Below are 20,939 nucleotides of genomic sequence, written 5' to 3'. Positions count from 1 at the left end.
GTATTCTAGGGAAATAAAATCGCCTGCCACAAGCGAGATAATATTAAAGCGATCCTTGTATCACATTTTAAAAATAAATATTTTATATATGTATTTTTTGTGACAAACCCCTATATTAATCGACGTCACAACATGCTAGTCTCAAAAAGGAATTTGAAATTCCTCCAGCCCATTATAAAAAGTGGTAATTAAGCAATCTCAACTGCGAAATGTAAGATCATCAGCAGTACTGCATACATAACTGCCTCGGCTGCCGGGGACATAATCTCCAGGATCACCGACGTACTCTGACACTGCGCAGACTTCTCCCAGGAAAACTCCATAAACGCAATACAGCCCTGATAATCACGAAAATACAGAAAAAAGAGGTAGCCCGCCAGAACCATCGCATCAAGAACCAAAAGGTGCACCGCAAATGGAGGCCATGCCTGCCGTCCCGTGATTGCCGGCTCCCGGTTTCTGACATCACGGTAAATCTGCCCGCACTCCGGACAGCATTTCAGCACTGCCGCCTCTTTTTTTACGACCACACCGTAACCGCAGGTATATTCTGTAACCTGATGCGCGGCAACGGACGCCTTATTCAGGGGCTGTCCGGACAGAGAGATGTGACAATGAGGACAGAAGACATAATTAAGAAATCCGAATCTGTTCTGAACTATGCATATTCTGGCACTGCGGAGCTTTTCCGGTGAATATTCAAAGGGATTAAACTCAGAATTCATACAGCTTTCACTATGTTTTCAGGAAAAAGCGGATCTTGCCGCGACCGGGACAGCTAATCCGCGTGAATCTCCCCGGCTGGCTCTAATCCGGGCCCCGACACGCAGCCTTATGCCATGGTCCTCCCGCCATGGATCATCTTCTTTCCGAGAGAAGCCGGAGCAGCTCCACGGCATTTCCAGCCATGCCGCGGGTTTCGTTGTCGGAAAGAGCGACGAATGAACAGGTACGGGGATTAATCATTCTCAGCCGGGAAATCAGAACCTCCGGTTCATCCCTGGCAAAGGGGATCGGCGTCAGCTCACCTTCTTTCTCCGTAACAAATCTTACAGTCCCCGGAACAGAAATAATTCTTTCCAGTTCCTTCTGATCCGTATCCCCGGAGAGATTCAGAGTGATACTGGCCATACAGCCGTGAAATACCGGTGCCAGAATGCAGGTCAGCGATAAAGAAGATGGAAAGCCAGGCACCAGTGTATTGAGTTCAGCAATAATCTCCGCTTCATGAACAGTACTGCCGCCGGGCAGAAGCTCTCCGATAACCGGATGGAGATTGAAGGCCAGCTGGGTGGCGAAAACCTTGGGAACAACTGGTCTCAGATTGAGTACTGCCGCGGTTTCCCGTCCCAAATCCATTACTCCGCCGTTCTGCAGTTCGGAAGCCGGCTCTATAAGAGTTACTGTTCCGCCGCACAAAAGTCCCTTATCTGCCAGAGGCTTCAGAATACCGGATAACAGCATAGCGCCGGAATTCGCCGGATAATACACCGGAGTAATCTCCGGATTCCAGAAGGACTCCTTCGGATTGCCCCCCCTGGCAAAAAGCCCGTCTCCGCCGGCCGGAAAATTCGTAAAATCCAGCACCGGAATCCCGGCTTCTACAGCACGGATCAGCGTTTTTCCGGCATCATCAGTAACTCCGGATACCAGAACCGCATCAGCACTCCCAAAATCAAAACGCTGTAGCGGAACTATAGGGAAATCCTGATCCATAAACGAAACGGTGTCATATTCGGAAGCATCCGAGCTCAGCGGAATGATATCCTCCACAGGAACCCGAGCCTCCTGAAGTCCCTTGAATACTGCCCTAACCACGTCAGTTTCATAATCTGACACTGCAATTGTTAATGGTTTCATGAATTTCTCCGTGTGAAGCTTTTCTGCCGGCACACTGCCCGGCATAAAAAATACTCTTCGCCTAAAAATGAAAGGGAGCACCCGCTCCCTCCCTCCCTGTTTCAGTCAGAAAAACGTCAGGCTACTTCTTGGCATTTTCGGATTTGCCTTTTCCACCTGCTTTGGTTTTACGTCCAGCAGCCTTTCCGGAAGATTTTGTGGCGGTCTTTTTACCGGAAGAAGGCTTTTTATCTGTCTCCGGCTTCTCCGAATTCTTTACCGGTTCTGAAGTTCCTGCAGCCTTGCTACGGGAAGTCTTCTTCTTTTCAGGAAGAACAGCATACTTATCACTGAAAAGAATATCAGCCACATCCTTGTAAACATCTGCATAGAAGAACTCCACGCCGTCTCGGACATACTCGGGAAGCTCCTCTACATCCGCCATGTTGGCCTTGGGGACAATAAGCCGGTAAATGCCGATGCGCTTTGCGGCAATAACCTTCTCCCGCACTCCGCCGATGGCCAGAACACTGCCGGTCAGTGATATCTCACCAGTCATGGCAAAACCCGGATTTGGCGCGCGGTTAAGAGCCAGACTCAGGAACGCACTGGCCATAGTCACACCCGCAGAAGGACCATCCTTGGGAGTAGCCCCCTCCGGCACATGAAGGTGCACCAGGGCTTTCTCAAAGAAATTCGGGTCCGTATCCGGAGCCAGCTCCCTGAGATGCGAAATTACATAGCTTAAGGATATTTCTGCCGACTCCTTCATTACCTGCCCGAGATTGCCGGTAAGCTTGAAGCCCCGGGCAGAGTTGTCTACCAGTTCGGCCTCGATAGGCAGAGTGGCACCGCCAACTGAGGTCCAGGCAAGCCCGGTAACCACGCCCACACCGGAAATAGTTTTTTCGCGGGTGAACGGTGCAACACCGAGATAACCCTTGATATCATCAGGAGTTACCGTTACATTTGCCAGATTTTCATCCTCCAGGAATTTGGTTACCGCCTTTCTGGAAATTTTTGCAATAGCCTTTTCCAGACTTCTTACTCCTGCTTCGCGGGCATACTCGTCAACAATCTTCCGGAGTGCGGTATCCCTGATCTTAATCTTGTTTTTGGGTACGCCGTCCTTCTTGAAAATCTTCGGAATAAGATGCTTCTTGGCGATCTGCATCTTTTCCTCAGCCAGGTAGCCGGAAAGCGTTATGGCATCAAGACGATCCAGAAGCGGAGCCGGGATGGTGTCCATGGAGTTTGCTGTACAGATAAAGAGACACTTCGAAAGATCAAGCCTCAAATCCAGGTAATTATCCAGAAATCCGCTGTTCTGCTCCGGATCCAGAGTTTCCAGAAGCGTACTGGCAGGATCTCCCCGGAAGCTGTCATGAGAAAGCTTGTCGATTTCATCCAGCATAATTACCGGATTCATCACCTGTGCTTCCTTTAAAGCCTGTACCATGCGTCCCGGCAAAGCCCCCACGTAGGTACGGCGATGTCCCTTGATTTCCGCCTCGTCTCTCATGCCACCGAGACTAAGCCGGAAAAACGGCCTGTTAAGTGCACGGGCAATAGACTTGCCGATGGAAGTCTTGCCGACTCCCGGAGGTCCCACAAAGAGGAGAATGGCCCCATTGGACTCATCTCCCGACTGCCTGAACTTCCGATCATCAGAGGCGGCGGACTCTGCGTCATTTTCCGCCTGGGCAGGAGTTTCAGACTCAGCCTTCAGACCAGCCTCTGCAGTCTTTGCTTTCTCAGCCGCGGATTCCTGTGGTTTCACCTCCTGATTGCGAAGCTTGAAGGCCCCCACAGCCAGGTATTCCAGAATACGATCCTTCACATCCTTGAGACCTTCGTGATCCTCCTCCAGAATCTTCCTGGCCCTGGCATAATCAAAGTTCTGATCGGCATAAATTCCCCAGGGAATATTGGTAAGCCATGTCAGATAGTCCCGGCAGACAGCATATTCGGCGCTGGCCGGTTCCAGAACGGAAAGCCGGTTCAGTTCGTCAGCAAATTTTTTCTGCACCTGTTCCGGCGGATTAAGCTTTTCCATTTTTTCACGGAACCGGTTCACGTCGGCAGTCTTGTCGTCTACGGTAATTCCCAGTTCCTTCTGAATCTCCCGGAGCTGCTCCTTCAGGAAAAATTCCTTCTGCCGATCCGAGAGTTTCTGCGCCACGGTATCCTTAATGCTCTTCTGAAGCTTGGCAATTTCCACCTCGTTTTTCAGAAGACCAAGCGAAAGCTTCATCCGCGGCAGGAGATCCACGGTTTCCAGAACATTCTGAAGCTGCTCCGCCTCTGAAGTGGTAATGGAGGCGGCACAGTCAGCCAGCATGGAGGGGTCGTTAGGATTAAAGCGTGTCAGATACTGCTTCAGTTCTTCAAAATAAAGCGGATTCAGCGGCATCAGCTCCTTCAGTGTGGAAAGAATGGACATGGCATAAGCCTTAATCTCAATTCCCTCCGGAGACATGGTTGCCGGAACCTGACATTCCGGGTATTCGATATCCCCCTCGATGCAGCCGTCAACTGTGCGCAGTCTGGATACCCGACCCCGGGCCACGCCCTGAGCAATAAACTGAAGCTCCTCGCCTACCCGGGCCTGAATAACACGCACCAGGCAACCCATCTTCATGAAATCGGCTTCCCGGAGATCGCTTTCCAGCCGTCCTTCAGGAACGGCAACCAAAAGCACCATCTTTGACGGACTGTCCAGAGTTTTTCTGAGAGCCTTTTCCCATCTCGGAGCCAGCTGAACCGGAATAACCTGACTGGGCATAAACGGCCGGCCAAATACCGGCAGAACGCACAACACAGGCGGCCGCTCCTTTTCCGGAACGGAAAGCTCTTTTTTCAGACGTCCGGCTTTTTCTTCCTGAACATTCTCCACTGCAGCACTATCGCCATCTCTGCTGCTGTCTCCGCCGTTTCCGTTATTCCCGCTGTTGCTGTTATTGCCGTTGTCTGACATTTAAGAAATCTCCACTTAAAATTCCTCACTGTAAATACGGTTTAAATAGCATTTTTTCAAGGGGGACAAGAAAAAAAATCCCGTATTTTCTCCAGTTTCACCGCTATATCACCGCATATGCCTTCACATGTTTCAAAAGAAAGATAACGGCCAGTCATTTCTTCCCCTGTCCCGGCATAATAATTACTTTATCTCTCCCCTGTCCAGGACTCTCCGTATCGCCTGCACAGATCCCGAACAAAATTTTTCAAATAACACGAAACCCGCTTCGTTTTTTAAGCCCGGTATCTGCTACAATCACCTGCAGAGTATGGCCGCAGTCCTTTTTCAGTAAACCGGAGACCATAATGGACAACAACAGCAACGAAGACGTCGGCTGCGGGTGCGGCTGCCTTTTACTGATAATTGTAATCATTGTGATGTTTCCGGCAGTGCTTCCGGTAGCGCTGATTATCATTTCTGTCATTGTGGCTGCCGGCGTTGCCATCGGACGTAACAGAAATAATACCGGCAGTTCCGCATCCGGCAGCTTTGACTCCCAAAACGGTGACCGTGTTTTTTCCGAAAATACCGATGACACCACCGTCACCTGTTCCATTATGAGGCTTGTGGGATATGTAGCCCGCGCTAACAAAGTAATCACCCGCGATGAAATAAACTCCGCAGAAAACATCATCGCCAAACTGGGAGCAGAACACCGCCAGCTCTTTATAAAAGCATTTCAGACCGGAAAAAGCCGGGACTATTCTCCTGAGGAGGACCTCGTCCTTATTCGCGCTATACATGGCAGGGATCATGACAAGTGTCTGACCATCATCGCTATTCTGGTGTATATTGCCGTTGCCAACGGCAGCATCAGTCCTGAAGAAAGAAGACGCATCGGGGTTGTTGCCAGCGCTCTTAATGTATCCTACAGCGAAGCGGAAGAAATTATCCGGGAAATGGGAGGCTACAGCAGAAGACAGGAACAGAGCCGCCGTGACAATACCTCGGCAGGGACAGTATCCGAGTATCAGACTGCACTGAACATCCTCGGAGTATCCGAAAGCACCTCCGCCGATGATATTACCAGGGCCTACCGCAAGCTCATCCGCAAATATCATCCTGATCTGGCCAAGGGCAAGGGACTGCCTGAGAGCATGGTTGCCGTATATGAAAACAAGACCAAGGAAATCAACGAAGCCTACGATCTGGTGCGAAAGTACCGTAAATTCTGATGATAAATATCTTCTTCCGTAAAAGGGGAAACAATCCCGGACAAAAAAGCACCGGATGTTTGCCTTCCGGAAAATCGGAAACGCTTCCTGCTACTCTCCGGTTCTGATATTCCCCGGACTCCTGGCAGCGTAAACAACAAAACGGTGATTTTTGGTAGCCACCACGGTATTGACTCTTTCCGGATGCATTATTTCAGCCCATTTCGGAAGCTTCATGACAGTCTTGCGGTAATCAGCCTCCAGAATCGCATCGAGATAGTCCTCCCGGTCCCGATCCTGGCCCACAAGTTCATGAAAAATTCGCATCTCCTTCTTAACCATGGCGGCTTTTTTTCTTTCAGGATACATGGGATCCAGATACACCGTATCGGGAATCACATTCCCCCGGTAGGCAGTTACCGACGGTGCTTCCTCCAGCAGCATTCCCGATGAAGTGATCTCCCGAACCTCGGGAATATCCGAATCCCTGCCTCTTCTAAGACCGTCCCGAAGCAGCAGTCTTACCACCGGATTTCTCTCAAAAAGATGCACCCGTGCTCCCAGCGCCGCCATAACAAAGGCATCACGCCCCAGTCCGGCCGTACCGTCAAATACTACCGGAGACTTCATTCTTCCAAAACAGGCCCTGGCAACTCCCTCAGAGTGCCGGCCGCCGCCATATACCCTGCGGAATCCAAGAGCCCCCCCAACAAAATCCACATATACCGGATTTTCCTGGGAAGATCCTCCTGACAGGGAGACAATTCCGGACGACAGGATAACGGTAAGCGGTGCAGCAGTTTCAATTTCTGCAAGAACAGAGAGTTCCTGGCTGTAAAGCTCGGCCAGCATCCCGTCACGAGATTCAATACTAAGAGGAAACGGCATTTAAACTCCATCCTGCGGAAAAAACACTGTTTAGCAGATATCGGAAACCGGAGTCCCGGAAATCAATCCTCAGCCCGGAGCATCTCACGAAGCGCCTTAAGAACCCTTTCGGGATCCGGAGAAACGCCGCGCCAGAGCAGGAAGCTTTCTCCGGCCTGTCCCACCAGCATTCCAAGGCCGTCAGAAACATGACTGCAGCCATGACTGAGCGCCCATTCCAGGAAAACCGTCATCCCCGAAGGCGTGTACATGAGGTCATAGGCTCGGGCTCCGGCAGCAAAAACACTTTCCGGCAGCGGGGGCACTGCTCCTGAAAGGCTGCCGGAAGTTGCATTTATCACCAGATCAAAGGTACCCCGGGAAACAAGATCCTCATAGGAGCCGGCGACTGTCTCCGGAAACTCCTGCGCCAGAGCCTGCGCCCGGGCCAGAGTTCTGTTTGCCAGAAAAAGACTCGCCGGATTCTCTTCCAATAAAGGCTTCAGGATGCCCCGGGCTGCGCCTCCTGCTCCCATGACCAGCACCCGTTTTCCGGAAACCGGCCATTTCAGTCTTTTCAGATCGGCAATAAAACCGGCACCATCAGTATTGTCTCCGAGAACAGTGCCGTCATCATTAAAACGAAGGGTATTAACAGCTCCGGCTGTTTTTGCCCGATCCGTCAGGATGTCCGCATATCTGAAGGCATCCTCCTTGAAAGGAACTGTGATGTTGAGTCCCTTGCCGCCCCCGGATCTGAAGCCGTCCACTGTTTCGCCGAAGCTGCCCAGAGGACATAACAGAGTTCCGTATTCCATTTCCTGACCGGTTTCATCGCGAAACATCGCATGAATTGCCGGAGATCTGCTGTGATTTACCGGATTCCCCAGAACCGCATATTTGTCCATGATGCTAAATTCCCGCACGCTGAAGTTGTTCGTAATAGTTTATTCCGGATTCTTTAGCCATCCGGAGAAAAACGGATTCACATCCGAAAAATCCCCTAATCTCTGATAATCCTGCCGCTAAGTCCATCAATAATTCTGCTCGGCTTTTCATTTCCGCCGCAGGGGAGATCCAGAACACCGTCAAAGGTTCCCGGAGGAAAGCTGTCCAGTACCTCCCGGGCAGTTCTGAACGGTTTCAGGCCGCTTATATTGCAGCTGGTGGACACCAAAGCCCCCCCCGCTTCCCGGCACAGGGAGATAACCGGATGATAAGCGGTAATCCGCACCGCCAGAGTATTTCTGCCTCCGGTAAGCAAAGCCGGAAGACCGCTCCGGGCCGGCAGCACCGCAGTAACTGGTCCGGGCCAGAAATCCCGCATTTTTTCAAAAAAATCCCCGGGAATTGCCTGAAGATCCAAATATCCGGAAACCTCCTCGAAGCCCCCACCGATAACAATGAGCCCCTTGGATGGGTCCCTTTTTTTGATCTCCATAATCCGGGAGAGAGCCCGGGTATTCTCCGGCAGGCAGCCGATTCCAAATACCGCCTCCGTAGGATAGGCGACCACTCCGCCGTTCCTTATGGCACGGGCCGCCTCAGTGATCCGAAGATCAGACATTCTCAAGCTTCTTCTGAAGAGCCTGATCCTTGCGGGCCACATCCTCAGCCCGTGCTTTTCTTTCCGCCTTTACTGCGGCGTCCAGATCCGGATCCGCAAGTGCCATGATTTCCGCTGCCAGATAGGCGGCGTTTTTGGCACCGGATTTGCCAATTCCCATAGTAGCTACCGGAATTCCGCCAGGCATCATAACAGTGGAATAAAGTGCATCCACACCGTTAAGAGGACCGCAGTCCACCGGGATGCCGATTACAGGACGGGTGGTGGCGGCAGCCACGGCGCCTGCCAGATGAGCTGCCATTCCGGCAGCACAGATGAACACCTGACAGCCCCGGGCTTCGGCATCAGCCACATACGCTCTGGCGGCATCAGGAGTACGGTGAGCGGAGGTTACCTTCCCCTCGACCCTGATTCCCAGACTCTTCAGCACCTGAAAAGCCCCCTCGACCACCGGCAAATCGGAATCGGATCCCATAAGAACAGCCACAAACTTATCAGACATCTGTTTTCTCCCTAAAAAATACCGGCCCAGAGCCGGACAACAAAGCCTCCGGAATACCGCCGAAGTTCCGGAATGCATTTTAGCACCTTTGCAGAATTAATTAAGGCTGGCGGAAAAATCCCTTTCCAGCTTTTCGCGCTTCCGCCAGCGCATATACATTACTACAGAGTTTATCAGGTAGAAGCACCACATAAGCAGCACTGCCACCGGCTGCCCCCGGCCGTCAATAAAGGGAGCTGCCCAAAGCCCCACGCTTACCACATTGATAATCATCCAGAGAATCCAGTGCTCAGAAAATCTCATTATGCAGAGCACCAGAGCAATAATGGCCATAATGGTAGTAAAGCCGTCCCAGAAAGGATACGCCCCTTTGAGAAACATCAAAAGGATCCCGTAACCTCCGGTAAAAACTGAAATCGCCAGTAAAAGCCATAACCGCCCTTTGAGAGAAAGACTTCTTTTGGAGGCCTCGTTTCCCAGAGGATTAATGTGCCTGAGCCAGACGGTAAAACCATAGACATTAAGAGGGATGAACACTAGAAACTTCACCATGAACTCCCCGTAATATCCATAGCCAAAGGAAATCAAACCATAAAGGATCGAATTCAGAAATCCAAAAACAAATGCCCCCAGTTTGCCCTGGCCGGTAAACACCGCCGCCAGACATCCCAGTATCGCTGCGGAGAGACTCATTACAAAATCTCCGGACAGGACAGGCATGTTCCGGGAAATATTGAAGGTAGCGGAAATAACGGAAATCGCTGTTACAGAAAACCCCAGCCAGAGAATCTCCCCCCGGCTCCACCCCGAAATTTCTTTCCGAAAAAGATCCCGCATCCTTTCCCAAAAAGCATTTTTTTTCCTTAACAGAGGCATCTGTCCTGAAATTACAGGGGGTTCAGCATTGTTATTCATTAATTAAAACCTCTCTTTTAGCTATGCTTTCTCGCAGCCAGCATTTTTTCTTCGGTGAAAACCGGGCATAGACTCTTCTCAGCCCCTGGGATCTTCCAGTCTGATATGCCGTTTCAGCACCCGGATCACAGCATCAATATAACGGCTTCGCACCTTGCGTGAAGATACCAGAGCCTCGTCCCGGCGATTGACAATAACGCCTATTTCCAGAAGAACTGCCGGGCCACGGGACAATCTTAGCACCCTCAGATCGTCAAACAGAAAAACTCCGTTCCGGTCCAGCTGCGGCCGTCCTTCCCCCGGGATTTTTTCAGCATGGTGCACACTGTTTTTAAATCCCGCCCTCCGGAGCTCAGCGGCCATTTCACTGGCAATTGCTGAGGAAAGATCATAATAAGGGTTTCGGGAAGATACAAACAGGGAATAGCCCGCAGCATAATCAGTTTCGCAGGGACTGGTATTCAGATTGCAGTATATCGGGGATACCGAATCATGATGAAAGGACAGAAAAATGGCGTGGGAGCCGGTTCTGGTAACACGATCCTCCAAAATGTTTTTATCAGGATGAAAACCTGACAGAATGTAGGGGATCTGCTCCCTCTCCAGTCTTTCAGTAAGCTCCTTTACAAAGCGCTGGTTATAATCATATTCGTGGCCGCCGTTCCAAGAAGTAGCTCCGTATTCACGGCCGGCATGTCCGGCATCAATAACTGCATAATAGATCTTTCCGTCATCATGGCAGCGACCTCCAGCCAGAGAGACTACCGGACAGCATAAAATCACTGCTGCCGCTGCCAAATTTTTTAAAAAACTCATGAAAACCTCCAACATCTGTTCAAACTGATTCGCCAAAAGCTAACGATCTGTCCGGGACATCTTCTTGCCGCAAAGCGGACACCTGAGATACCCCCCCTGACGTCCCCGAAATTCAGTCAATACCGGACTCTTGCAGTACGTACAGTGCCGGCGCACCGGCTTTCGGTTGAGCCGGCAGGTACAGTCCGGATAACGATCGCAGCTCCAAAAGACCTTCTGAAATCTGGTCTTACGTAGCATCAGATTCCCCTTCAGACATTCCGGACACGGCAGTCTCTCCGGCTTTTCCCGAAAAATATAAGTACAATCCGGATAATTGGTGCAGCCGACGAACTGTCCGTATCTGCCGCTTTTCACTGCCATAGGAGAACCGCACACCGGGCAGGCTGAATCAGGAATTATCTCTTCAATCCGTACCCGGTATATCCCGGCCACGGGTTTCATATAACGGCATGCCGGATACCGGGAGCATCCTGCCATCTGTCCGCGGCGGGTGCGGTACAGAGACAGCGGAGAACCGCACTCCGGACAGTTCCCGAGATTATCTTCAGTTTTATCAAGAGTGACCGCTTCCGAATCCGCGGCGGCCTCCTTTCCGGAACCTGAAAGGAAATCTGGAGAAGATGTATTTGAAACATCCGGCGGCAAGCACCAGGGAGAAACGGCCTCCGTGAACTTCTCGGCAGTCTGCATTTCCGCCTTTCGATCTTCATGCAGATGTTCTTCCCTAAATACTTCACGCCATCCTTTTTGCATTTCTTCAGGATTCTTTTCAGAAATCACACCGCTGCATTCTGCCGGAACAGGGACGGCGGCAACTGGCCTGGTTCCTCCATAATCCCAATCAGGCCCCTGAAAGGCTGCAGGATAGTCCTCCTTTCCGACATTGACTCCCTGAGCTCTTTTTTCAAAAAATTCCATAACAGCACGGGCTCTGTCGGTAAGCTGGTATCTTTTTTCCGGAGAAAGCCCTTCCTGATAGCGTCCGGCCATCTCGCCCAAAAAATCTGTGCCGCTTCCTGCAAGGTTGTTATCCCCGGGGTGAGCAGTCTCCTCTTCCGTGGAAATATCAGCGCCAGCGGCTATGTCAGCGCGCTCTGTCTCCGGCACGGCATCCTGTTCCTCCTCAATATCCGGATCAGGAACAACATCCCCATTAAAGGCAGAATTCCGGACGATTTCCGGGGAGCCCGCAGCATTTCCGGCGGCTAAATTCTGCTCCGGGATTTCAATAGCAGTTTCCTGTTCGCTTCCGGCTGTCATACAGTATTCTCCTTCTGTTATCGGAAAATAATCAGGATCGTCACGCCCCGCTTTTTCCAAAAAAGAAAGGCCCAGCTTCTGGACCTTCCTCATCCGAAATCCCGAAGATACATGCCTTCGGGGCCTAGAGCCGGTTACTTCCTGTTCAAAAGGAATTTCTTAAGTTCCGCGAAATCGGCAGCCATAGGAACGGACAGCACCTTCATATCCGCTCTGGAGCTGAGCGCCTCGGGCAGCGGCAGATCGATTCCAAGAATGCGATCCACATTTTCCTTAAACTTGGCAGGAGATGCCGTGCACAGGAAAACACCGGTGTCGCCATCCTGAAGGCTGCTGTCAAGCACCTTCCAGGCAATAGTACCATGGGGCTCTGACGTATATCCCTTAGCCTGAAGCTCTCTCATAGCTTCCTCGGTTTCGGCATCTGTCAGACGGCCATAGCCAAGATTCCCGAGATCCCAGCCCTTAACACTGAAAAGCTCCGTAACCCGCGGCCAGTTGTTCGGCCGGGACACATCCATGGCATTGGAGAGGGTTGCCTGAGTCGGGTGCGGATCCCATTCGCCGGTAGCCAGAAAACGAGGAACAGTGTCATTGACATTGGTAGCAGTAATAAACTTTCTTACTTTGAGCCCCAGAGCCATGGCGATAAGGCCGGCTGTCAGATCTCCGAAATTTCCGCTGGGGACGGAAAACACTACGGAATTTCTCTTTTCTGCGGGAAGCTGTGCCACCGCTTCAAAATAATAGCAGACCTGAGCCAGAAGACGGCTGATATTGATGGAATTGGCACTGTTAAGACCAATGCCGTCACGAACTTCAGGATCATCAAAGGCGGCCTTAACCAGAGCCTGACAGTCATCGAAGGCTGCCTTTACAGCCACGGTCCTGATATTCCCGCCCAGAGTGCAGAAGAGTTTCTCCTGCAGATTGGAAATCTTGCCCTCCGGATACAGAATGACTACATCAACATTGGGAAGGTTGTAGAAGGCATGAGCCACTGCCGCACCGGTATCACCGCTGGTTGCTGTCAGGATAGTAATCTTCCCGCCATCACCTCTGGATGCCAGAGCACTAAGACATTGCGCCATGAACCGGGCCCCGAAATCCTTGAACGCCAGTGTCGGACCGTGAAAAAGCTCCAGAGCATAGGTACGGTCGTCAACTTTGGCAAGCGGCGCCCCGAAGGCAAAAGCATTGGCTACGAGCTCTTCCAGATTTGGAATCTCGTCTCCAATAAGATGACGAAGAATTTTTCCGGATCTTTCCACAAATGGCAGATCCAGGAGTGCATCCACATCATCAAAAGGAACTATTTCCTCTGGAAAAAACAGTCCCTGATTGCGTCCCAGCCCCTGTCTTACAGCCTGGGCAAAGGAAACTACTTCTGAATGATCCTTAATATTATAAAGTTTCATGACTATTCCTGATATTTGCTTATTCTTTAATGCAACATTCCAGAAAACACGCTCCGAAATGTCAGATTCCTGACAGCCCCCGGAGGGGAACTGTCCTCCGGCTTACAGTTCAGTTATTACTGTACCTTCCTCGCAGATCCGGCAGATATTGCAGAAGCCGTCTTCATTCTGGATAAAATGCTGCTTCAGCCATTCCTGAACCTTTTCAGCCTTTTCGAGATCCTTCATTACTATGAATATCGACGGACCGGATCCGGAAATTCCCATAGCCAGAGCCCCCTGCTCCCGGGAATAATCCCGGGCCTCCTGAAAGCCCGGAATCAGTTTCTGGCGGTAGGGCTCGGCAATAACATCTCTGAGAACCTCCGCAGCCAGAAGATCGTTCCCGGTATGAGAAGCCTGAATGAACACCGCAAGCTGTCTGGCAAAAGTAATGGCATCCTTCCGGGAATATTCCTTCGGCAGAATGGAACGGGCCTCGGAGGTGCTAACCTGAATTCCCGGATAGCAGGAAACCCAGTACCAGTCAGAAAAAGCCGGAACGTGTTCGCTTATAATGTCGCGCTCCTCAACCATCAGCTGTATGCCGCCCAGATAACAGGGAGCGGCATTGTCATAATGGACAGAGCCGGAAATCTTTCCTTCCAGTTTCCCCATAAGCCGAAGAGCCTCATCTCTGCTCATGGGGTAACCGTGAAAGGCGTTAAGAGCAGCCACGGCTGCTACGATTGAAGATGCACTGGAACCGAGTCCTGATCCCACCGGAAGATTCTTATGGAGAACCATCCGGAATGGCTTTACGGAAAGACCTTTTTCCTTCATAAAATCCCGGAATCCCAGATAGGCATCGTAAACTATGTTCTTCCGGGGATCCTGAGGCAACTTTCCGGCAAACCAGCCGTCACTTTCCAGCTCAAACTCCTCTTTTCCGTCATGAACCTCCACCACATCACCCAACACCTGATCGGTAATCGGCTTCAGGGCTGCCCCCAGAATATCAAAACCGACACTGACATTGCCTATTGAAGCCGGTGCGTATGCGCTAACCGCCATATTAAGCCTCTCTTTTCCAGTTCAAAGTACGTAAAATATCAGCAAAGACGCCGGCAGCCGTAACCTGGGTACCAGCTCCGTATCCCCGGAGCACCAGCGGGATCGGCTGGTAGTACAGAGACAGGAAGGCCAGTGCATTTTCACCGTCCTTAACCTTATACAGCGGATCCTCTTCGTTGACACGGCGAATACCTACACGGCATCTGCCGTCCTCAATGGATCCTACATAGCGCAGTACCTCGCCGCGAGCCTTGGCATCAGCGATCTGCTCCCGGAAATAGGCATCAGCTTCGGGAAGACGAGCGAGGAATTCCTCCTTTGTTCCGGAGGCGTCAAACCCTGGAGGCAGAGCCATTTCCACCTCGACATCCGAAAGATCCAGTTCCATACCGCATTCACGGGCAAGAATAAGAATCTTTCTGGCCACATCCATGCCATTGAGATCATCACGCGGATCCGGTTCGGTAAAGCCCTTGTCCCGAGCAATAAGGGTCGCCTCCGAAAAGCTCATTCCTTCATCAAGCTTTCCAAAAATGAAGGAAAGCGAGCCTGAAAGAATGCCGTTAAACCGCTGCAGCCGGTCTCCTGCAGCTATCAGGTTCTGCAGATTTTCAATAACGGGAAGGCCTGCTCCGACATTGGTTTCATAAAGGAACTTCCGGCGGCGGAGCTGCGCAGCATCACGCAGCTTACGATAAAATTCCATATTCCCGGTATTAGCCTTCTTGTTAGGGGTAACCACATGAAAGCCTGCCAACAGGAAATCCGCATACTGATCCGCAATCTTCTGATCAGAGGTACAGTCCACAATCACCGGATTGATGAGATGAGTCTCGGTAATAAACTCCTTGGCCCGTGTCAGACTGAAAGCTTCTCCGGATTCATTCAGGGCGGTTCTGTAATCAGAATCGAGATCAATGCCGTCAGCACAAAGCATCATATGCTTTGAATTGCACATTCCGAATACCCGCATCATCAGGTTGTGATTTTTCAGAAGTACCGGCTGCTGACGGCGAATCTGTTCCAGCAGAGCGCCTCCCACACCGCCGATGCCGATAACCAGAACATCAATATGCTGAATAGAGCTGAAAAAGTTCTGATGACAGATCTTGATGGCCTCACTCACCTTGTTCCGGGATACCACCGCTGATATTGAACGCTCCGATGAGCCCTGAGCAATGGCATTGACGTTGATATTGGCCAGCGCAAGTGCCGAAAAGAACTTTGAAGCAATACCGCGAACCGTAAGCATGCCATCACCGATAACCGAAATAATGGCCTTGTTGTCCACAAAATCAATACCGTCAAGAAGGCCATCCTTGAGCTCCAGCTGGAATTCCTCCTCCAGTGCCTTCTGAGCTCTGTCCTTATCGGAGGTATGAATACAGAAGCTGATGCTGTATTCAGATGAGGACTGGGTAATCAGAGCTATGGAAACCCGGGCCCGGGAAACACAGGTAAAAATGCGTCCGGCCATGCCCACCATTCCCTTCATGCCAGGGCCGGAAACATTGACCAGAGTAATATCCTTGAGATCTGAAATTCCCTTGACCGGCAGGGAAGGATCCCCAATCTGAGCAATAAGTGTCCCCTCGCATTCCGGATTAAGACTATTCTTGATATGACACGGAATTCGGTACTGGGCAATGGGAGCAATGGTTCTCGGGTGCAGCACCTTAGCACCAAAATAGGAAAGCTCCATAGCTTCCTTGTAGCTGAGACGTTTCAGAAGAAGAGCATCCGGCACAATACGGGGATCGCAGCTGTATACGCCATCCACATCGGTCCATATTTCGCAGGATTCGGCATTGACACATACTGCAAGGCAGGCTGCAGAATAGTCGGAACCATTTCTGCCCAGAAGCACCAGTTCCCCCTTCTCATTTCCGCCGGTAAAGCCCATCATGATGTAGATGGTGTAGTTGTTGATTTTTCTTTCCTGGAACAGCCGGCGGGACACATCAAGGTTTATCCGGGATTCCAGATACCCGCCTTCAGTCTTCAGTGTCTCCACGGAACAAAGGCGCGTTACCTGCTCTCCACGGGCTCTCAGGAGAGCCTCCATAAGAACCACCGAAAGCTTTTCGCCGCGACTCAGAATAAATGCCTGAACATTATCAGGGCACTGGCCGAGAAGAGTAATTCCCTGAATCCTTTTCTGAACCAGGGCAAATTCCTCCTCCATCCTGCGATACAGTTCCGGAGCCTCGTAGGCCGGATACCGCTCCTGAATACCGGCGATAAGCCCGGAAAATATCGACTTGATCTGTGCAATCACATCCGTACCGTCAGAACCTCCGGAAGCCTTTTCCACCAGCTCCACCAGAAGATTGGTAACCCTGGCCGGAGCCGAGAGCACCAAAGCAACCTGTGACTTACGGTGAGTATTCACAACAATGTCCGAAACGCGAAGGAATCTCTCGGCATTCGCCAAGGAAGTACCTCCAAACTTTAAAACCCGCATCAACACCTCTGAAATTAAAAAAGCCCTGAATTCTGACGAATCGGGCTCTTACGTGTTTACCTGAGTTAACAGCTAGAGAGCCCAGAGGCCTGTAATACCCGTTGCTGTCATAAAAGCTTCTGTAAACACCTGACAATACAATTCTGAATAAATTACCCGGTGGGCACAAAAAAACAGGGTAAATGATCCCAAATATAGGGGACTTTGTCAAGAATCACCGGCCGTTCGGCCGCTCTGGAAAAACTCAGACCGGCAAAAACGCTACCGGAAATTCCGAAAAAGGCCGGCTATGCCAGAGACAGCTAGCGCTGCCGTTCCGCGTAAAACAGTCATCCGCCGCCGCAATTTACCAGATCATGAACCAAAGTAGGTTATAGTATTCCCCACCGTCTTCTTGCTCATATAGGTACAGCCATCGGCCTGCTCATAAAGCTCCTGAAAGGTTACCTCACCGCTTCCGTCATAAAAAGTTGCACCGACACTGACATAAACCGAACGATCCCCCATTTCAGGAATACGGATAGTCTGAACATTGTGGAAAAAACGTGATATCACCATCTGAGCCTTGTCCACGCTGCATACTCCAGGAGCAAATACGGCAAATTCATCTCCGCCGAGACGCATCAGCACATCATAATCCCTGAAGGTATTCTTCATGGCTCCGGCGACACTTGTGATTACCTGATCACCTACCTGATGTCCGAAACTGTCGTTTACAGTCTTGAACTTGTCAATATCCAAAAGGATAAACATACCGCACTGCTTTTCCATCAGCATGGCGGAAACTTTACGTTCCCCAGTTCCGCGATTGCATATACCGGTCATCATGTCGGTTTCTGCAAGATACCTGAGCTTTTCGCGATTTCTCTTTTCTCGATCGATTGATTCCACCAGCCAGAGAACATGTGAAATTCGGCCATCACTGTCCCTTTTCTCCACGACAAAGCGTCCCCGGCACCACTTGTTACCACTGTCCAGAAATTCCTCTGTGATGGTGTTGACACCATTCATTCTTTCATTAAGGGTACTGAAATCCACAAACTGTCTGAGACTCTTCCGGGAGCTCTCAGCTGTACTTTCCTCCGCCATTCTGAAAAATCCGGTCTGGGCATCGCCAATCAGGGCAAAATCGCCCCCCCGTCCGGCAAAAACAGTTCCGGAACGGTCTTGCCCGGAAGAAATCTTCCCGACCTGAAAAAGACTGTGATAACAGATTTCACAGCAGGTGTTCCCGGAAACGTCGATATCATAAATGGATACATAAATTGCCCCCACGGACGAAAGCTGCATGTTAAGCTTCTGTGTCACCAGATTGCGGCGGGCAATCTTGGCAACAATAATAAAAATAAAGACTATAGACAGGAGCACCACTACTACAGAGAACTGCATGATAAATCTGGGAAGCTTGAACAGCTCAGCGGTATCCATTGCCGAAACACTGACCCATCCGCCGACCAGCGGTTCGGCATAAACCATATAACTTGACTCTCCGAACTGCACCTCGAACTGTGTATTGTTATCCCTGAAGATTTTGCGGGCAATAAGGCCGCCCAGTGTGTTCGCTTCCTCCAGGTATTCACGTTCCAGCTCCTGTCTGTCGGAATGAGCCACAACTCCTCCGGAATTATCAAGCACCATGCCTATACAGCCCGGAACAGACTGACCGATGCGTTCAGTGATATCCTGAACCTCCCTGAGTCCCACATCTATTGCAATGACGCTCTTACCGTCCCCGAGGAGCCCCGTAATGGTCATCATGTAGTTTCCTGTCTGCATATCCACATAGGGCTTTACAAAGGTAATGGGCGTGCCGTTTTCCATGGTTTCCTGGTACCACGGTCTGTTTCGGGGATCGTAATCGGCATCCGGAACCCAGCCGCTGCCGTCCACGAATGTATCGTTCACCAGACCGTACAGTCCGGTGGAATCGCTGTCTATGGAACTTTTGATATTATCGGAAGCCTGAACAAGATACCTCCTGATTTCATCTGAAGAGGTACTGCTTTTCAGCATCGTATCAACTGTGTAGCTGGCCATTTTGATATTATTAAGGCCGGTCAGAAGATACTCGTCAAAGTCTTTGGAGAACTGTCTGGCATTTATTTCGCTACGCAGGGAAATACTTTCCTTGACAGATGAATAAAGAGCGTAAAAACCCAGGGACAAAGCCACGACCGTAAAAAAAATCACGGACAGAGCGATAAGAATATTGCGGATACCCAAACTCACCAGGGCTTCCCAAATTCCCGCCCTGAAGAAATTTTCATCGTCATTTTTACTGTTCATCGAAATCCCGTTTAATCAGACGCGGCCATTTCTCCGGAGCCGTCGTGTTATTATTTTGTCTTACAAATTTCCACAATCATAAACAGAACTACGACAGAAGTATGTACAATAGGAAGGCTGCTTCCAGCAGGAACTGTTTTATAACACATGAAAAATTTATAATATTAAGATATTAAGGCTGTATTATAATACAGACGGAATTATAACAAAACTGCCAGTCGATTGCGCATTTTTCAGACAGCACCTGGCGGAACTTCCGGCGATCCTTCTGTATTTTTCGGAAATCCACGGTCTAAAAACCTCAAAGAGACATGCACGTTTTTCAGCTTAGCCGCAAAAATAGCTGAGCTGCCGCACGGCATACCGGTGTTCGGAAAAATCACCCGTAACAGAAGCTCCACGCAGAAAAGCATCCCGCAATGCACTAAAAAAACAAGAATCTCTGAAATGTACTGAAAACACCGTCGAAAATTCTGCCGGAATTTAAGCTTTAATTAGGCAGCACCGCCTGCTTCAGAAAAACTGATTTATTATTTCTGCATTTTTCCCTTGGTATCATGTTCAGCACTTCGAATATCCTCCGACATATCCTTCTTAAGATTTATCTTATGGAAATTCGGATCATCATGCAGCAGCATGGTAAACTTGTCTGTCTTGTCAAAATATACCGTAGCATCCTTTAGGGAAAGCTCCAGAATATGCCCGCCTTTCTTTTTATCATCTGAAATGAAATGGAAGTGCCAGCCCGGAGTGTTTAGCTCGCTCATGTAGTTTGGACAGAACAGTCCTACCAGCGTGCCTTTGATATTTTTTTCAGAAAATTCCGTCTGTTTTCCCTTCAGCGCTTCCACCAGTGTTGGATAAGGCTCCTTGCTTCCGTATTCGCTGCGAAACAGAATCGAGTCGAATTCAGCATTTAGCTTCACCATGTAAAAACTGTTAACACCATGTTCCTGAACAGCAGCATTGACGGCTTTCTCAAAATCAGCCTTATTCCTGATATCCGTAAGCTTGACGGCGAAATCATTATCAAAGAATGTTACAGTCGCATAAGGAATAATTGTGTTGTCAGGCGCAACTATAACCGTCCCATCACCCAAAGCCTGGTAGATTTTTCCGTCCAAAGCAATCATTTCGCCATTCAAGCCTTCAAACGTCCCGATTCCCGTATCCCCTCGAGACATCAGTTCTGCAGCTGTAATCGTGCCACCGAAATACCCCTGTGCCAAAGACTGCAGAAGTGCCACCTGGGCAATACTCTCTCTATCGGCCTGTTCCGCATACGCTTCAGTTAGTCCTGCTGTCATAAGCCCGACAAGCAAAGTAACGAAAAAATAACCTTTTCTGCTAAATTTCATCAAATAGGTCTCCTAAAAATCCCTTATGTTCCGCGTCTGTTTTTCACAAGAACTCTTTGAAGTCTAATGACGTTTTATATTTTTTGAACAGTTTTAGATTCAAATGGTTCATTCATTTGTGATCGAACAAATAAACATACAAATTTTGTATTAGGTCTAAAGTCAGCACTTTAGGCCTTCTTAAATTTCCACGGCATAGCCTGCTCAAGAATAGCATTTCTTCTTTCATCAGACAGCGATTCATCTTTCAGTTCGTCTCTGTGAATACCCATATATCTGAACAGAAATTCAAGGTAATCTTCCAGGTCAACTCCATGAGCTTTGCAGGTTTCATGAAATGATGAGAACACAGCCGTAGACTTAGCTCCCTCAATAGAGCCAAATCCGCTGGGCATTGAATGTCTCAGCACTGCAAAGT

General features: G+C 50.0%; 17 protein-coding genes. 1 reads left to right on the top strand and 16 read right to left on the bottom strand.

The genetic code is table 11. The features are described from left to right. Positions 1–188: 188 nt before the first annotated feature. From F557_RS0106060 to lon, 3 genes are all read right to left on the bottom strand, one after another. Positions 189–725 carry a hypothetical protein gene (locus F557_RS0106060; RefSeq protein WP_019001352.1) on the bottom strand — a complete coding sequence of 179 codons (537 nt, stop codon included), beginning with the start codon at positions 723–725 and terminating at the stop codon, positions 189–191. Between the two features lie 133 nt (positions 726–858). Further along, entirely contained in the window at positions 859–1,860 is a 1,002-nt protein-coding gene (locus F557_RS0106055; RefSeq protein WP_169335167.1) for an Asd/ArgC dimerization domain-containing protein, read from the bottom strand. A gap of 121 nt (positions 1,861–1,981) precedes the next feature. Further along, positions 1,982–4,816, bottom strand: a complete 2,835-nt coding sequence (lon, locus tag F557_RS19045; RefSeq protein WP_019001350.1) for an endopeptidase La — start codon at positions 4,814–4,816, stop codon at positions 1,982–1,984. 347 nt (positions 4,817–5,163) lie between these two features. Here lon and F557_RS0106040 point away from each other — a divergent pair, with 347 nt between their 5' ends. After that, positions 5,164–6,033 carry a DnaJ domain-containing protein gene (locus F557_RS0106040; protein WP_019001348.1) on the top strand — a complete coding sequence of 290 codons (870 nt, stop codon included), beginning with the start codon at positions 5,164–5,166 and terminating at the stop codon, positions 6,031–6,033. 90 nt (positions 6,034–6,123) lie between these two features. On the opposite strand, the gene F557_RS0106035 is transcribed toward F557_RS0106040, so the two are convergent. From F557_RS0106035 to F557_RS0105965, 13 genes are all read right to left on the bottom strand, one after another. Continuing rightward, entirely contained in the window at positions 6,124–6,900 is a 777-nt protein-coding gene (locus tag F557_RS0106035; RefSeq protein ID WP_019001347.1) for a class I SAM-dependent methyltransferase, read from the bottom strand. Positions 6,901–6,962: 62 nt separating this feature from the next. After that, positions 6,963–7,787, bottom strand: coding sequence for a shikimate dehydrogenase (aroE, locus tag F557_RS0106030; protein ID WP_044143061.1), 825 nt, complete (start codon positions 7,785–7,787; stop codon positions 6,963–6,965). Positions 7,788–7,882: 95 nt separating this feature from the next. Further along, complete coding sequence (gene tsaC / locus F557_RS0106025; protein WP_019001345.1) at positions 7,883–8,446, bottom strand: L-threonylcarbamoyladenylate synthase type 1 TsaC; 564 nt, start codon at positions 8,444–8,446, stop codon at positions 7,883–7,885. Further along, positions 8,439–8,948: a 5-(carboxyamino)imidazole ribonucleotide mutase gene (gene purE, locus F557_RS0106020; RefSeq protein ID WP_026297775.1), complete on the bottom strand. Its 510-nt coding sequence runs from the start codon at positions 8,946–8,948 to the stop codon at positions 8,439–8,441. Before purE ends, tsaC begins: the two co-directional genes overlap by 8 nt. Before the next feature lie 96 nt (positions 8,949–9,044). Next, positions 9,045–9,863 (bottom strand): nicotinamide riboside transporter PnuC, encoded by an 819-nt coding sequence (gene pnuC, locus F557_RS0106015; RefSeq protein WP_019001343.1) that lies wholly within the window; start codon positions 9,861–9,863, stop codon positions 9,045–9,047. Positions 9,864–9,941: 78 nt separating this feature from the next. Continuing rightward, positions 9,942–10,679: an N-acetylmuramoyl-L-alanine amidase gene (locus F557_RS0106010; protein WP_169335166.1), complete on the bottom strand. Its 738-nt coding sequence runs from the start codon at positions 10,677–10,679 to the stop codon at positions 9,942–9,944. A gap of 39 nt (positions 10,680–10,718) precedes the next feature. Further along, a complete protein-coding gene (locus tag F557_RS21060; RefSeq protein WP_169335165.1) occupies positions 10,719–11,942 on the bottom strand; it encodes a DNA topoisomerase family protein in 1,224 nt (407 codons plus the stop codon). Positions 11,943–12,076: 134 nt separating this feature from the next. Further along, on the bottom strand, positions 12,077–13,360 hold the full coding sequence (thrC, locus tag F557_RS0106000; protein WP_019001340.1) for a threonine synthase: 1,284 nt from the start codon (positions 13,358–13,360) through the stop codon (positions 12,077–12,079). A 102-nt stretch (positions 13,361–13,462) separates the two neighbouring features. After that, positions 13,463–14,413 carry a homoserine kinase gene (gene thrB, locus F557_RS0105995; RefSeq protein WP_019001339.1) on the bottom strand — a complete coding sequence of 317 codons (951 nt, stop codon included), beginning with the start codon at positions 14,411–14,413 and terminating at the stop codon, positions 13,463–13,465. Between the two features lies 1 nt (position 14,414). Continuing rightward, positions 14,415–16,877: a bifunctional aspartate kinase/homoserine dehydrogenase I gene (gene thrA / locus F557_RS0105990; protein ID WP_019001338.1), complete on the bottom strand. Its 2,463-nt coding sequence runs from the start codon at positions 16,875–16,877 to the stop codon at positions 14,415–14,417. Positions 16,878–17,231: 354 nt separating this feature from the next. Beyond that, entirely contained in the window at positions 17,232–19,163 is a 1,932-nt protein-coding gene (locus F557_RS23245) for a sensor domain-containing diguanylate cyclase (protein WP_019001336.1), read from the bottom strand. Positions 19,164–19,693: 530 nt separating this feature from the next. Further along, entirely contained in the window at positions 19,694–20,521 is an 828-nt protein-coding gene (gene budA, locus F557_RS0105970) for an acetolactate decarboxylase (protein WP_019001334.1), read from the bottom strand. Positions 20,522–20,691: 170 nt separating this feature from the next. Then, the coding region (locus F557_RS0105965) for a hypothetical protein (protein WP_245539390.1) at positions 20,692–20,939 on the bottom strand (248 nt) is incomplete at its 5' end.

The sequence above is a fragment of the Succinimonas amylolytica DSM 2873 genome (assembly GCF_000378405.1).
GTDB lineage: Bacteria > Pseudomonadota > Gammaproteobacteria > Enterobacterales > Succinivibrionaceae > Succinimonas > Succinimonas amylolytica.
This window is presented reverse-complemented; position numbering and strand designations above follow the sequence as displayed.